11 protein-coding genes are annotated in these 13,393 nt (G+C 63.0%); 5 read left to right on the forward strand and 6 right to left on the reverse strand.

The window, feature by feature from the left end; translation table 11 throughout:
• Positions 1–83: 83 nt before the first annotated feature.
• The 3 genes from AX760_RS01445 to AX760_RS01455 all read right to left on the reverse strand — a co-directional run bounded on the left by AX760_RS01445 (position 84) and on the right by AX760_RS01455 (position 4,614).
• Entirely contained in the window at positions 84–2,636 is a 2,553-nt protein-coding gene (locus tag AX760_RS01445; protein ID WP_071831141.1) for a ligase-associated DNA damage response DEXH box helicase, read from the reverse strand.
• A gap of 185 nt (positions 2,637–2,821) precedes the next feature.
• Positions 2,822–3,457: a YitT family protein gene (locus AX760_RS01450; protein WP_071831065.1), complete on the reverse strand. Its 636-nt coding sequence runs from the start codon at positions 3,455–3,457 to the stop codon at positions 2,822–2,824.
• A gap of 212 nt (positions 3,458–3,669) precedes the next feature.
• Entirely contained in the window at positions 3,670–4,614 is a 945-nt protein-coding gene (locus AX760_RS01455; protein ID WP_071831066.1) for a class I SAM-dependent DNA methyltransferase, read from the reverse strand.
• Positions 4,615–4,767: 153 nt separating this feature from the next.
• Between AX760_RS01455 and AX760_RS01460 the strand changes: the two genes are divergently transcribed.
• The 3 genes from AX760_RS01460 to AX760_RS01470 are packed head-to-tail and all read left to right on the forward strand — an operon-like array spanning position 4,768 to position 6,946.
• On the forward strand, positions 4,768–5,034 hold the full coding sequence (locus AX760_RS01460) for a DUF6460 domain-containing protein (RefSeq protein WP_071831142.1): 267 nt from the start codon (positions 4,768–4,770) through the stop codon (positions 5,032–5,034).
• 1 nt (position 5,035) lies between these two features.
• The gene (locus tag AX760_RS01465; RefSeq protein ID WP_071831067.1) at positions 5,036–5,545 is read left to right on the forward strand and encodes a CAP domain-containing protein; all 510 of its coding nucleotides are present in this window, start codon (positions 5,036–5,038) and stop codon (positions 5,543–5,545) included.
• Positions 5,546–5,578: 33 nt separating this feature from the next.
• Entirely contained in the window at positions 5,579–6,946 is a 1,368-nt protein-coding gene (locus AX760_RS01470) for an MATE family efflux transporter (RefSeq protein ID WP_071831068.1), read from the forward strand.
• On the opposite strand, the gene AX760_RS01475 is transcribed toward AX760_RS01470, so the two are convergent.
• Both AX760_RS01475 and AX760_RS01480 read right to left on the reverse strand, forming a co-directional pair.
• Positions 6,922–8,010 (reverse strand): quinone-dependent dihydroorotate dehydrogenase, encoded by a 1,089-nt coding sequence (locus AX760_RS01475; protein WP_071831069.1) that lies wholly within the window; start codon positions 8,008–8,010, stop codon positions 6,922–6,924. The genes AX760_RS01470 and AX760_RS01475 overlap by 25 nt on opposite strands.
• Complete coding sequence (locus AX760_RS01480; RefSeq protein WP_071831070.1) at positions 8,007–8,354, reverse strand: DUF952 domain-containing protein; 348 nt, start codon at positions 8,352–8,354, stop codon at positions 8,007–8,009. Before AX760_RS01480 ends, AX760_RS01475 begins: the two co-directional genes overlap by 4 nt.
• 112 nt (positions 8,355–8,466) lie before the next feature.
• On the opposite strand from AX760_RS01480, the gene AX760_RS01485 reads away from it, so the two are divergent.
• Positions 8,467–8,901, forward strand: coding sequence for a hypothetical protein (locus AX760_RS01485; RefSeq protein WP_071831071.1), 435 nt, complete (start codon positions 8,467–8,469; stop codon positions 8,899–8,901).
• An 82-nt stretch (positions 8,902–8,983) separates the two neighbouring features.
• On the forward strand, positions 8,984–9,631 hold the full coding sequence (locus AX760_RS01490) for a response regulator transcription factor (protein WP_071831072.1): 648 nt from the start codon (positions 8,984–8,986) through the stop codon (positions 9,629–9,631).
• A gap of 158 nt (positions 9,632–9,789) precedes the next feature.
• Here AX760_RS01490 and AX760_RS01495 read toward each other — a convergent pair whose 3' ends face one another.
• Positions 9,790–13,293 (reverse strand): PAS domain-containing hybrid sensor histidine kinase/response regulator, encoded by a 3,504-nt coding sequence (locus AX760_RS01495; RefSeq protein ID WP_071831073.1) that lies wholly within the window; start codon positions 13,291–13,293, stop codon positions 9,790–9,792.
• Between the last annotated feature and the right edge of the window lie 100 nt (positions 13,294–13,393).

The following is a 13,393-nucleotide window of genomic DNA, read 5'->3' on the forward strand; positions in this document are numbered from 1 at the left end:
AAGGGCTGCGCGGTTCATCTCGTCTCTTGTGTCGGTTTTCGTCACGGCTCTCAAGCGCCGAATGGTCGAAAGGCCAGATCGTCTCAAGGATTTGCCATGGCTTCGGAAAGCAGGTCGTCGGCAGCCTCGGCCAGCAGGAAATCCTGCGCCTGCCCGCCGACCGGTTCCTTGCCGATTTCCAGCATGACCGGGACCGCCAGCGGCGAAATCCGCTCCAGCGGCCGATGGACGATGTGCCCCTTGATTCGTGCCAGCATATCGCCAAGCCGCTGAATATCCAAAAGCCCGGTTGCCGCATCGTTGCGCGTCGCCTCCATCAGGATGTGGTCGGGCTCATGGCTGCGCAGCACGTCGTAGATCAGGTCGGCGGACACTGTCACCTGGCGGCCGTTCTTTTCCTTGCCCGGATGGCGCAGGTCGATCAGCCCGGCGATCACGGCGCAGTTGCGAAAGGTGCGCTTCAAAAGGAAACTCTCGTTCAGCCAGGCTTCGAGATCGTCGCCGAGCATATCCTCGTCGAACAGGTCCCCGAGCGAAGGTTTTCCGCGCGAAAAAGCCTCGCCCATGTCGTCCAGCGCCCAGATGGCCAGCGCATAATCGGTGGCCACGAAACCGAGCGGTTTCAGGCCCATGCGGTCGAGCCGGCGGGTGAGCAGCATGCCGAGCGTCTGGTGCGCCAGCCGGCCTTCGAAGGCATAGGCGACCATGAAGTGCCGGCTGCCGCGTGGAAAGGTTTCGATCAGCAGTTCGTCTTCCTTCGGCAGCATCGACAGGTCCCGCTGCAGCGCGAGCCAGTCGCGCACCTGATCGGGAAGGGCCGCATGCTGCGCCGGGTCGGCCAGCATCCGGCGCACCTGTTCGGCCAGATAGGTCGACAGGGGAAACTTGCCGCCATTGTAGGAGGGAACCTTGGGGTCGAGCTTGTAGCCCTGGCTGACAAGGCATTCATTCTCGCGGATGCCCTCGAAGCGCAGCACCTTGCCGGAAAACAGGAAAGTATCGCCGGGCGTCAGCATCTCGAGAAAATACTCCTCGACCTTTCCCAGCGCCATACCTCCTCGAGCAGGGCCACCGCGGCCGATGCTGCCCTTGGCGTTGGCTTTGACGAAGCGGACGTTGAGCATGGGCGATTCGATGATCGTGCCGACATTCAGGCGATATTGCTGCGCCACCTGTGGATTGGAGACGCGCCAGGTGCCGTCCGCCGTCTTGCGGATCTTGGCGTAGCGCTCGTAGGAGCGCAGCGCATAGCCGCCGGTCGCGACGAAATCGACGATCCGCTCGAAGGTCTCCCATGTCAGATGCGCATAGGGGCTCGCGCTGCTGATCTCGTCGTAAAGCAGGAGCGGATCGAAAGGGGCTGCGCAGGCCATGCCGAGCACGTGCTGGGCCAGCACGTCGAGCGACCCCTTGCCGACCGGCGGGGTGTCCTGGGCGCCGATATAATTGGCATCCAGCGCCGCCTGGCACTCCATCACCTCGAAGCGGTTGGCCGGAACCAGAATGGCCCGGCTCGGTTCGTCCATGCGGTGATTGGCGCGGCCGATGCGCTGGGCGAGCCGCGATGCCCCCTTCGGCGCGCCGACATGGATGACCATGTCGACATCGCCCCAGTCGATGCCGAGATCGAGCGTCGAGGTGGCAACGACGGCCCGCAGCCTGTTCTCGGCCATGGCCGCCTCGACGCGCCGGCGCTGGCCGACATCGAGCGATCCGTGATGCAGCGCGATCGGCAGGTTGTCGTCATTGATCGTCCAGAGATCCTGAAACAGCCGTTCCGCCTGGCTGCGGGTGTTGACGAACAGCAGCGTCGTCTGCTTTTCCTTGAGCGCTGCGTAGATATCGGGGATGGCGTAGCGCGCCGAATGGCCGGACCATGGCACGCGCTCCTCCGTGCGCAGGATCGAAATGTCCGGCTTGGCGCCGCCGCTGACCGTGATCAGCCCGGCATGATGGTCTTCGTCCGGCGTCTGTGGGGCCAGCCAGCGCTGCAGGTCCATCGGATCGGCGACAGTCGCCGAAAGGCCGATCATCTGCAGTCCGGGCGCCAGCCTGCGCAGCCGCGAAAGACCGAGCGAAAGCAGGTGCCCGCGCTTGGATGTGACCAGAGAGTGCAACTCGTCCAGAACCACATATTTCAGGTCCTTGAAGAAGCGTTCGGCCTCGCCATTGGCGATCAGCAGTGCCACCTGTTCCGGCGTCGTCAGCAGAATATCCGGCGGATTGAGCTTCTGGCGCTGGCGCTTGGAGGCGGGCGTATCGCCGGTGCGATTTTCGACACGGATCGGCAGGCCCATGTCGCCGACCGGCTTCATCAGATTGCGCTCGATATCGACGGCGAGCGCCTTCAGCGGCGAAATATAGAGCGTGTGGATGCCGGTGAAAGCGGACCCCGGCGGCGGCTTGCCGCGCTCGGTGAGCGAGACCAGCGAGGGGAGAAACCCGGCCAGCGTCTTGCCGGCCCCCGTTGGCGCGATCAAAAGCATGCTCTCGCCGCCCTGCACCCGCGACAGGAGTTCCAGCTGATGCGCGCGCGGATGCCAGCCCTTTTCTGCGAACCAGCGCAGGAAAGGTTTTGGCAACAATACGGCGTCCCTTGCCGCTGGAGGGGAATCGATGCGGTTCACGGACGGAATGTAGTGCAAATTCGGGGGATGAGAAGCGGTGTCGAAGCCAATGTCCCTGCCGTTCGTACGACAGGGACGGCTGAAGCGCCGCCCGTTCCTTCTCCGCTTGGAAAAGGGGTCCGCCAGGCGGACGGCGCAAATCCGGGTTCCGTCATCGCGGGAGCAGATGACGGTCGTGACCGGAAACGGAAAAATCAGAGGGCGATGTAGCGATCGGCGCGGTGGTTGATGGCGACGAACAGGTTGAGCACGACGGCGCCAAGCACCGAATAGAAAACGACCGGCGGCGTGGTGACGAAGAAGGCGACAGCCAGCACGCACATGTCGATGGCCAATTGCACGAGGCCGGCACGGATGCCGAACCGCTCCTGAAGGTAAATGCCGAGAATGCCGACGCCGCCAAGGCTGGCGCGGTGACGATAGAGCGCCAGCAGGCCGAAACCGAGCAGGAGGCCGCCGAGAAGGGCGGCCCAGGCGGGGTGGATGCTGGAAATCTCGAAGAAGCGCGACTGGACGTCGGCGAGCAGCGAGGTCAGGCCGATGGCGATGAAGGTCTTGACGGTGAAGGCCATGCCCAGGCGCTTCCACGAGAGGTAGAAGAACGGCACGTTGAGCAGGAAGAAGGCGAGACCGAAATTCACGCCGAAGGCATAATGCAGAAGAAAGGCGACGCCCGCCGTGCTGCCGGTGAGCAGTCCGGCGCTGGCCAGCACATAGAGGCCGAGCGCGGCCACGAGGCTTCCCGAAAAGATCCCCTGAAGATCCTCGACCGGCGTATGGCGTGTGGCGCTGGTGCTCCAGAAACCAAGGGCGTTGATAAGCTGGGCCATGGCACACTCTCCGTGGACAATGAAAGGGATGGCGACGCGCGAAATAGGGCGCGACCAACGGGTCTGGCAATGCTGGATTGTCAGTCGGCGCCCATGGCCGTCCGACCGCGCTTTCCTTCTGAACTGCCTGGATTATCAGGCTTTTCACGCCCGTTTTCAATCATAATATGTAAGGAATGCTGACCTATTTGAACTTCGCAACAATAGTGCGTTCATCCCGTATTCCGCGTAACAAACAGAATGCCAGACACCGGTTTCCCGCCATCTTTGCGAATGACCGTCCTGCTGACGGCGTGGATGTCGAAGCCATGGCTGCCGCACAGTCTTGATATGTAGCCTTCGGAATGGGCGTAGCGCAGCGAGGGCCGCAGCACGACATCGCCATCTTCGCCCGCATCCTCGACTGAAAAGGCAAAGAGGCCGGAGGTGATCAAAAGCCGGCTGGCGATAACGAAGACGCCGTCGAGCGCGCCCAGATACATCAGCACATCAGCCGCGCTGACGAGATCGGCACGGTGGTCGGCATCGGCATCTGCGCTGAACACACCGCAAGCCTCCGGCGCAAGCGACAGGTCGGCCTGGGCGAGACGGCTGTAGATCACCTTGTCCGCAGCCTTGGCCAGCATGTTGGTCGAGAGATCGAAGCCTTCGATACTCGCCGCCCGGTCACGGATCTCTGCCCCGAACAGGCCGGTGCCGCAACCGAGATCGACGACGTGGCGGAACCGATCCGCGCCGCCATGCACATGGATGAGCGCGGCCAGTTTCTGCGGCACGGAATAATCGAGCCGCTCGACCAGCGCCTTGTCGAACCGATCGGCATAATCGTCGAACAGCCGTTCGACATAGAGGCTTGGTGGTTGCGCCGGCTGCTCTGCGTCTCCGAGGAGCGACAGCTTCAGGCCGGCGCCGAACATGTCATCAGGCTGAAGTGCCACGACCTTGCGCAGGGCCTCGATCGCCGCGGCCTTTTCGCCCGACGTCTCCTGATAGTCGGCGAGGCGAAACCAGCCGGCCGCCCAGTCGGGAACCAGCTCGAGCGCCTGCAGCATCAGGTCGGCCGCTGCCGCATGTTCGCCGGTTTCCGCCAGCATAAGTGCATATTCGGCACGGCGGTCGGCAATCAGGTCGCCGGAAGAAAGCTGGTGCGGGTTCATCGGGTCCTTGCCCTTGGCGTTTGGGCGCTTCTGGGACGCGCAGTCTCGAAAGACAAGCGGTATTTTCCGCCAGACGCCGGCGCGCCCGCATTCCGGCGGGTTGCGGGAAGGCCTGCGGCAGCTTATGTCAGGCGAAACAGGAGAACTATGGCCATGGCCGACGGAGTGAACAGATTTCTGGGGGATACGCCCGGCCGCTTGATCGTCAAGCTTCTGGTTGTGTCGATCATCGTCGGCTTCGTCATGTCGGCCTTCGGCTGGTCACCCTATGACATCATCTACACGATCCGAAATTTTGTGCTCGACCTCTGGCATTCCGGCTTCGCAGCCCTTGGCCGCGTTGGCGATTACCTTCTGATCGGCGCCGCCGTCGTCATCCCCGCCTTCATCATCCTGCGCATCATCAGCTATCGGCGGTAATATGGACGATCGGGAATTTGCCGGGCAGCGGCGGCGTTTTCTGAAGGCGGGCGCAGTCCTGTCGCTCGCGACTTTGGCCGGGTGCAGCACCAGCAAGGTACTGACGCCGGAGCCTGGGCAGGGCAGCGATCAGACGGACGCCACGCTTGGCCTGATCAACGCGTTGCGCGCGCAAAAGGGTTTGGAGCCACTGGTTGGCGATGCGGCGGCGCGCGGTGCCGCCCTCGATCAGGCGACCCGCATGGCCCGCGCCGGCAAGATGCAGCACAATATCGGGCTCGGCGCGACTTTCTACGATCGCATGAAAGGGCAGGATGTCTCCCTGCCAGCTGCCGAGAATATCGCGGTCGGGCAGGATGATGCGGCCCGCGCCTTCGATGCCTGGGTGCGCTCGCCCAAACATCTGGTCAACATGCTCGCACCGAACTATCGCGGCCTCGGGGTCGCCGTCGTCACGAATCCGGCTTCCGGAAACCGGCCCTATTGGGCCATGGTATTGTCTGCCGGCTGAACTGATTCCCGGTCCGATCCCGGAAGAGAGAGCATGACGACGCAGGACACGGTGGACAGCGCAGACAATCCGCACGGTGCCGGACCTTTTATCGTCACCAACCGGCTGATCCTGTCGATCGCGCTGCCGATGACGCTGGGCTTTCTGACGACGCCGCTGCTGGGTCTGGTCGATACCGCAGTCATCGGCCAGATGGGCAAGGCAGAGCTTCTCGCCGGTCTCGCGGTTGGCGCCATCCTCTTCGATCTGATCTTCACCACCTTCAATTTCCTGCGCGCGGCAACCACCGGCCTCGTCGCCCAGGCCTATGGGCGCGGCGACCGGCGGGAAGAACAGGCCGTGTTCTGGCGCTCGCTGATCATCGCCGTGTTTGCGGGTGTGGTCCTTGTGGCCCTGTCGCCGTTGCTTCTGTCCGCCGGCCTCTGGCTGATGGCACCGGGACCGGAGGTGGTGGCAGTCACCAGCACCTATTTCCAGTACCGGATACTGGCGGGACCGGCGGCGCTTGCCAGCTATGCGATCCTTGGTTTTGTGCTCGGGCGCGGGCAGGGCACGACCGGGCTCCTGTTGCAGACCCTGATCAATGGCATCAACATTGTGCTGTCGATCTATCTCGGCCTGCATCTGGGCTGGGGCGTGATGGGCGTCGCGCTGGCGACTGTCACCGGTGAAGTGGTCGGCGCCATTGTCGGCGTTTTCATCGTCCTGCGCCGCTTTGATCCTGCAGCAGCGCCGGGCTGGGCCATGGTGTTCGAGCGGGCCCGGCTGAAGCTGCTCTTCGGGCTCAACCGCGACATCATGATCCGCTCCTTCGTGCTTCTGGCTGCCTTCACGCTGATGACGCGCATCGGCACGTCGCTCGGTCCGGTGACGCTGGCCACCAACGCGGTGCTGATGACGATCTTCCTGGTGGCCGGCTATTATCTCGACGGTCTGGCCAACGCCGCCGAGCAACTGACGGGGCGGGCGATCGGCGCCGGTTTCCGTCCGGCTTTCGACACCGCCTTGAAGATGACGGCAATCTGGGCGCTTGCGCTAGCCGGGGCAACGACGTTGCTGTTCTTTGTCTTCGGCGATGCTCTGATCGATCTTCTGACGACGGCGCAGGATGTGCGGTCGCAGGCCTATGTCTATCTGCCCTGGGCGGCGCTGACGGCCCTGACCGGAGCGCTCGCCTTCCTGATGGACGGCGTCTTCATCGGTGCCACATGGTCACGCGACATGCGCAACATGATGCTGCTTGCCTTTGCCGGCTATGGTGCGGCCGTCGCGATGCTCGTGCCCGCTTTCGGCAATCACGGCCTCTGGGCAGCGCTTAACCTGTTCCTGCTGATGCGTGGCCTTTTTCTTCTGGTCCCGGTGCCGAAACGGGCGGCTCAGACGTTCCGGTCGGCCCAGTAGTCTGTGCGTGTGTCGCGGATATCGCGGATCGAGGACAGCTTCTCGCGGTTGCAGAGCGATGACAGACCGCGCACGATCCGGCCCGGCAGCGATGGTCCCTCATAGACCATGCAGGAGTAAAGCTGCACCAGATCGGCGCCCGCCCGGATCTTCTCCGCCGCAGTCTCCGCCGAATCCACGCCGCCAACGCCGATGATCGGCATGCCGGGGCCGACGCGCCGGCGCATCCGGGCCAGCACGATGGTTGATCGTTCAAACAGCGGCTTGCCCGAAAGGCCACCGGATTCCTGCGCCTGGCGCTGGTCGCGCAGGCCTTCGCGGCTGAGCGTGGTGTTCGAGACGATCAAGCCGTCCAGCCCATGCGACACGGCTTCGGCGGCGATGTCGTCCATGCCTTCCTCTGTGAGGTCAGGGGCGATCTTCAGGAACACCGGCACGCGCTTTCCGGTCCTGGCAGCCTCCGCATCGCGGGCGGAAAGGACAGCAGACAAAAGCGCCGATAGGCTCTCGCGGCCCTGCAGGTCGCGAAGGCCTGGCGTGTTCGGCGAGGATATGTTTGCGGTAAAATAACGCGCCACCGCAGAGAAGGTCCGGATGCCCGCGACATAGTCGGCGATGCGGTCCGCACTGTCCTTGTTGGCGCCGATGTTGACGCCGATCATCGCGCTGCGCGATACCGATTGCAGGCGTGCAAGCGCTGCGGCATGGCCGGCATTGTTGAAGCCGAGCCGGTTGATGACGGCATTGTCCTCGACCAGCCGGAAGATTCGCGGCCTGTCGTTTCCGGCCTGTGGCCTGGGGGTCACGGTGCCGATCTCGGTAAAGCCGAAGCCGATCCTGAGAAGTGCTTCCGGCACCTCCGCATTCTTGTCATAACCGGCGGCCATGCCGAGCGGATTGGCAAATTCGAGACCTGCGACGGTCTGCGCCAGTCGGAGATCGGCGGGCGCGGCACAGGCCGGCATCAACCCGCTCTGCAATGCCTTGATCGACAGGCCGTGGGCGGTTTCCGGATCGAGCAGGAAGAGGCTGCGACGGGCAAGGGACTGGAGGGGATTGATCATGCGGCAAGCTCCGGAAAGTCATGGGTGCCGTCAGGCCTGACGGAGAGCGGCTTTTCCCAAAGGACGGCCTCAAAATCGAGGCTCCCATAAAGATGCGGAAACAGCGCGCCATCGCGGGATGCTTCGAAAACCAGCCGATCGCCGAGTTTCCCGGCATCGATGGCGACCAGCAAAAGCCCCTGCTGTCCCCTGAAGTAAAGGGCGGCGGTTGCCTTCGCCTGCTGCGCCGTGGAAAGATGAATGAAGCCGTCCGTCAGATCGATCGAAGCGCCCTTGAATTCGCCGCTTTCGCGCGCATCCTGCCATAGAGTTGTCGGAACGATCTTGTAGACGATGGTGGTCATGGCTTCGGGGTCCTGCGCGCGATCGCGATCATACCGTGGCCTTGCCGGAAAGTCTGGCGATTGTCTACCGGGCAGGCGCCACGAGGGACGAATTTTCAACGGAGGACGGACAATGAAGACGGTTCTGATGACGGCGGCATTCCTGTGCGCGACGCTCTGGTCGCAGACGGGAAGCGCTGAAACGACGGCTGGCCGCTACAGCATGCAGAAGACCGATAGCGGCATTGCAAGGCTTGATACAGAGACCGGCGAGGTCTCGCTCTGCCAGGAAAAAGACGGCCAGATGGTCTGCCGGATGGCGGCAGACGAGCGCACCGCCTTCGAGCTGGAACTCGATCTCCTGACGAAGCGCGTGGAAACCCTTGAAAAAGCGGTGCAGGACGGCCCGTTGACGGTCAAACCCCGCCTCCCGACGAAGGAAGAGATTGACCAGACCATGAGCGTCATGGAAAGAATGATGCGCAACTTCATGGGAATAGTGAAGGACCTCGAAGGTGAGGGCAATCCGCCGGCGGACAAGCCTGGCGTGGAGCCGCAAAAAACCTGAGAGTATCCGCTTCATGCCCACGCTGCTGCTCTCGCGGGTTGGAGGATCCGCGAGGTTGAAAAAGCTCTTGGGAGGGAGCGACATGGCGTCAGGCCTGACCATCATCATTGCAGACGACCACCCGCTGTTTCGCGGTGCCATGCGCCAGGCCCTGTCCGGAATGGAAGGCAATCCGGCGATCGTCGAGGCTGGCGATTTCAGCGCCGCGCGCAAGGCGGCCGCCGACCATCCGGCGGCGGATCTGATGCTGCTCGATCTCACCATGCCGGGCGTCAGCGGACTGTCCGGCCTGATTGCGTTGCGTGCCGAATTCCATAGCCTGCCGGTGATGATCGTCTCGGCCCATGACGACCCGGCAACGGTGCATCGTGCGCTCGAACTGGGCGCGTCCGGCTTCCTGTCGAAATCCGCCGGTATCGATGAAATCCGCGAAGGCATCGCGACCGTCATGGCCGGCAACATCTTCACCCCGCGCGGTTTCGTGCACGGCATGGAGCATGAGCCGGAAGTGGCAGCATTGCTGCACCGGCTCCAGACGCTGACGCCGCAGCAGTCGCGCGTGCTCGGCATGCTCGCCGAGGGCCTGCTCAACAAGCAGATTGCCTATGAGCTTGGCGTTTCCGAAGCCACGATCAAGGCCCATGTCTCGGCGATATTGCTCAAGCTCGACGTCGACAGCCGCACGCAGGCGGTCATCCAGCTCGGCAAGATCGGCGCCGTTGCGGCCTGACGCAACTGTAGAGCATCACGCTTGTCGTCAGAAAACCCGGACGCTGTGGTCGTGCATCGCCCGATTTCGTTCACATCGTCATTCACAGGCGGCGGGAGCTGACGCTTCAGCCACTGCTCCAACCCTTTGGCGCGAATGCAGTCCCTTGAGAGCAAGACCTATTCCGCAGCGGCTTTCATCGCGACGGAAAGCTGGGTCAGCCAGGCTCGCATCGAGGCGGGGCGGACTGGCTTGTTCTGAAGCGTGATGCCGTCGCGTTCGGCGGCTGCGCGGACTTCCGGCGAGCGGTCGGCGGTGACCAGCAGGGCCGGAATATTGTCGTCGAACTGCTTGCGGATTTCGGAGATGGCCTCGATGCCGGTGCCGTCATCGAGGTGGTAATCGGCGATGATCGCATCCGGGCGAATGTCGCCACGGTCTTTCAGGCTGCGCGAGGTTGCCAGCGAATCGGCTGTCGTCACCGTGCAGCCCCATCCGTCGAGCAGCAGTTTCATGCCTTCCAGAATCAGCGGCTCGTTGTCGATGCACAGCACCCGCAGGCCGTTGAGCGGTTCGGCGGTGCTGATCGCGGGTGTCTCGCGGGTGGCCGTGCCAAGGCGTTGCTTGGTGCGGTCGATCGGCAATGTGACGCGAAACCGCGTGCCTTTGCCGGATTTTGACTGCAGATCGACGGGATGGCTGAGCACACGGGAAATGCGATCGACGATCGACAGGCCCAGCCCGAGGCCGGCGGCCGTCCGGACACCTTCGTCAAGGCGGGCGAATTCCTTGAAGACGGTGCGGAACTTTGAGGCCGGTATGCCGATGCCCGAATCCAGGACCTCGATGACGGCTTGCTCGCCCCGGCGGCGAACACCGACAAGCACCTTGCCCGCCGGCGTATACTTGATGGCATTGGAGACCAGGTTCTGGATGAGACGGCGCAGCAGATTGGGATCGGTGCGTACGATGAGCGTGGTGGGCATGACGGCCAGTCTCAGCCCTTGCGCCCGCGCGACGGGCGCAAAATCCGTCTCGATGCGGCGCAGGAGATCGTTGAGCGGAACCGACTGCAGGCGCGGCTTCATGGCGCCGGTGTCCAGGCGGGAAATGTCGAGCACGGCGCCAAGAATGGTCTCGACCGATTCCAGCGAGGAATCGATATTCTGCACCAGCACCCGGTTGTCGCTATCGCCGAGACGTTCGACAAGCGACGAGGAATACAGCCGCGCCGCATTCAGCGGCTGGAGAATGTCGTGGCCGGCGGCGGCAAAGAAGCGGGTCTTGCCGATATTGGCCTCCTCGGCTGCCGCGCGGGCTTCGGCCACCTCGCGGTTGACGCGGGTGAGTTCGCCGGTGCGTTCGGCGACGCGCAGTTCCAGCGTCTCGTTTGCCTGCTTCAGCGCCATGTCGGCGGCGACGCGCTGGGTGATGTCGGTATAGGTGGTGACGATCCCCTTGTCGGGCATGGCGTTGGTGCGCACTTCGATGATCCGCGCACCGCCGGAAAGCTCCAGCAGGAAAGGCTTGTCGAGCGTCAGGAAATTGCGAACCAGCGCCTTTTCCTGCTCCTTGCTGATGTCGCCGCGCTTCGTCAGGATCGCAATGATATCGGCCAGCGGGAAGCCGACCTGTCCGGCGCTTTCGGGCAGGTCAAGCAATTGCCGGAAGCGGCGGTTCCAGATGATCAGGTTGTTGGAACTGTCGAAGACGGCGATGCCCTGATCCATCTGCGACAGTGCCGTCTGGAGCATGTCCTGATTGTATTGCAGGGCCTCGCTGGCCTGATCGAGCAGCCACGCGGTGTCCGATGACGTGTCGTCCATGCGTTGCAGCACCAGCGAAAGCACCAGCCGGGCAGAGGAGGAACCGATGGCGCTGCCGAGCAATTGTTCGGAAAAGTGGATGAGTGCCATGTCGGCCGCGCTATTGTCGTCCAGCCAGCGCCCGGATTGCCGCTCATAGGTGCTGAAGGAGCGCTGCATGCGCTCTTCGCCAAGGTAGCGCGCGATCGTGGTTTTCAGATCAAGCACCGTGATCTTCGTCTTGCGGCCCCGAAAGGCGCGTTCGCTGCGCGACTTGCGGGCAATGAAGACACCGGCCTGCAGCCGCTCCAGCGGCTTTGGCGCACGGGTGAGCGAGCCGATCACATAGGCGATGATATTGACCAGCAGGCTGAGCGCCGAGGCGTTGACCAGCGGATCCGCCTGCGCGCCGGAAAAGATGCCGGCAAAGGGAAACAGGAAACCCAGCACCGTCGTTGCGACATGCGAATTGTCGGGGCCGCCAAGGCTTGGCAGGAACAGCAGATAGGCCCAGACGAGGAAACCCAGCGTCATGCCGGCAATCGCGCCGCGGGCATTGGCCTGGCGCCACAGGAGGCCGCCAAACAGAGCCGGCGCCATCTGCGAAATTGCCGCGAACGCCAGAAGCCCGAGCGACGCCAGACCGGCGCTCATGTCGGCGGCGCGGTAGTAGCCGTAACCGAGCAGGAGCACGCCGAGGATCGCGGTGCGGCGAATGTTCAACAGCGTGCCCGCGATGTTTTCCTGGCCGCTGGTGCGGCTCATCAGCTTGCGGCGCAGGAAAACCGGCATGACGATATCGTTGGAAATCATGATCGAGAGGGCGACCGATGCGACGATCACCATGGCGGTCGCAGCCGAAAAGCCGCCGATGAAGGTGATCAGGGTTAGCACCGAAAGGTCGGCAGAAAGCGGCAGGCGCAGCATGTAGAGATCGGCATCGCCACTGCCGGAAAAGGTCAGGATGCCGGCCAGCGCCACCGGCAAAACGAAGATGTTGATCGCCACCAGATAGAGCGGAAACAGAATGCCGGCCGTGCGCAGTTCGTTGGCGGTGCGGTTTTCGACGACGGTCACATGGAACTGACGGGGCAGCATGATGATGGCAAAGGCCGAGAGCGCAATCAACATGATCCAGCGATGAACCGGCGTTTCGTAGGTCAGCGCCGAAACCACATCCTGGTTGGCAAGGGCTTTTGTCCAGAGATCCTGCGGTCCATCGAACAGGAAGAAGACGACGTAGACGCCGATGGTGACGAACGCCAGGAGCTTGACCACCGATTCCATGGCGATCGCCAGGATCAGTCCGTCCTGATGCTCGGTCGCATCGGTGTGCCGCGTGCCGAAGACAATGGCAAAGCACGCGAGGAACAGGGTGACGAGCAGGGGCAGGTCGACAAAATTCTCACCCGAGCCGATCCCGTAGCCGCTGGTATCGACCATGACTGCGACAGAGCTGGAAACGGCCTTCAATTGCAGGGCGATGTAGGGAATGGCGCCGATCAGCGAAATCAGCGCGACGATCGCGGCCACGCCCGGGTTCTTGCCATAGCGGGCTGCAATGAAATCGGCGACGGAGGTCAGCTTCTCTGCCTTGGCGAGCGTGATGATCCGGCGGATGACGGGCAGGCCAAGCGTGAACATCAGGATCGGGCCGATGTAGATGCCGGTGAATTCCAGCCCGCGCTCGGCGGCAAGGCCCACCCCGCCGAAATAGGTCCAGGAGGTGCAGTAGATCGCCAGGCTGAGCGCATAGACAACCGGCCGGCCGCGGGCGACCGGTATCTTGCGTCCCTTGCGATCGCCAAAACTTGCCACTGCAAACAGCAACAGCAGATAGGCAAACGCCGAGGCGAAAATGATCGAGCCCGAAAGCATACCCCCCTCCACGTCAGAAGATGAGCATAGGACAAGATGCGTGGGAAGAAAATTCCAAAGGCCTAAGTCTTAAGTCAGATTGACTTGTCGCCCGAAGTGC

Source organism: Pararhizobium antarcticum (assembly GCF_001885585.1).
Classification (GTDB): Bacteria; Pseudomonadota; Alphaproteobacteria; order Rhizobiales; family Rhizobiaceae; genus Pararhizobium; species Pararhizobium antarcticum.

Bases quoted from the DNA above. Each gene is read 5' to 3' on its own strand.
- AX760_RS01450 (WP_071831065.1), bottom strand. From the start codon at position 3,457: ATGGCCCAGCTTATCAACGCCCTTGGTTTCTGGAGCACCAGCGCCACA.
- AX760_RS01455 (WP_071831066.1), bottom strand. From the start codon at position 4,614: ATGAACCCGCACCAGCTTTCTTCCGGCGACCTGATTGCCGACCGCCGT.
- AX760_RS01460 (WP_071831142.1), top strand. From the start codon at position 4,768: ATGGCCGACGGAGTGAACAGATTTCTGGGGGATACGCCCGGCCGCTTG.
- AX760_RS01465 (WP_071831067.1), top strand. From the start codon at position 5,036: ATGGACGATCGGGAATTTGCCGGGCAGCGGCGGCGTTTTCTGAAGGCG.
- AX760_RS01470 (WP_071831068.1), top strand. From the start codon at position 5,579: ATGACGACGCAGGACACGGTGGACAGCGCAGACAATCCGCACGGTGCC.
- AX760_RS01475 (WP_071831069.1), bottom strand. From the start codon at position 8,010: ATGATCAATCCCCTCCAGTCCCTTGCCCGTCGCAGCCTCTTCCTGCTC.
- AX760_RS01480 (WP_071831070.1), bottom strand. From the start codon at position 8,354: ATGACCACCATCGTCTACAAGATCGTTCCGACAACTCTATGGCAGGAT.
- AX760_RS01485 (WP_071831071.1), top strand. From the start codon at position 8,467: ATGAAGACGGTTCTGATGACGGCGGCATTCCTGTGCGCGACGCTCTGG.
- AX760_RS01490 (WP_071831072.1), top strand. From the start codon at position 8,984: ATGGCGTCAGGCCTGACCATCATCATTGCAGACGACCACCCGCTGTTT.
- AX760_RS01495 (WP_071831073.1), bottom strand. From the start codon at position 13,293: ATGCTTTCGGGCTCGATCATTTTCGCCTCGGCGTTTGCCTATCTGCTG.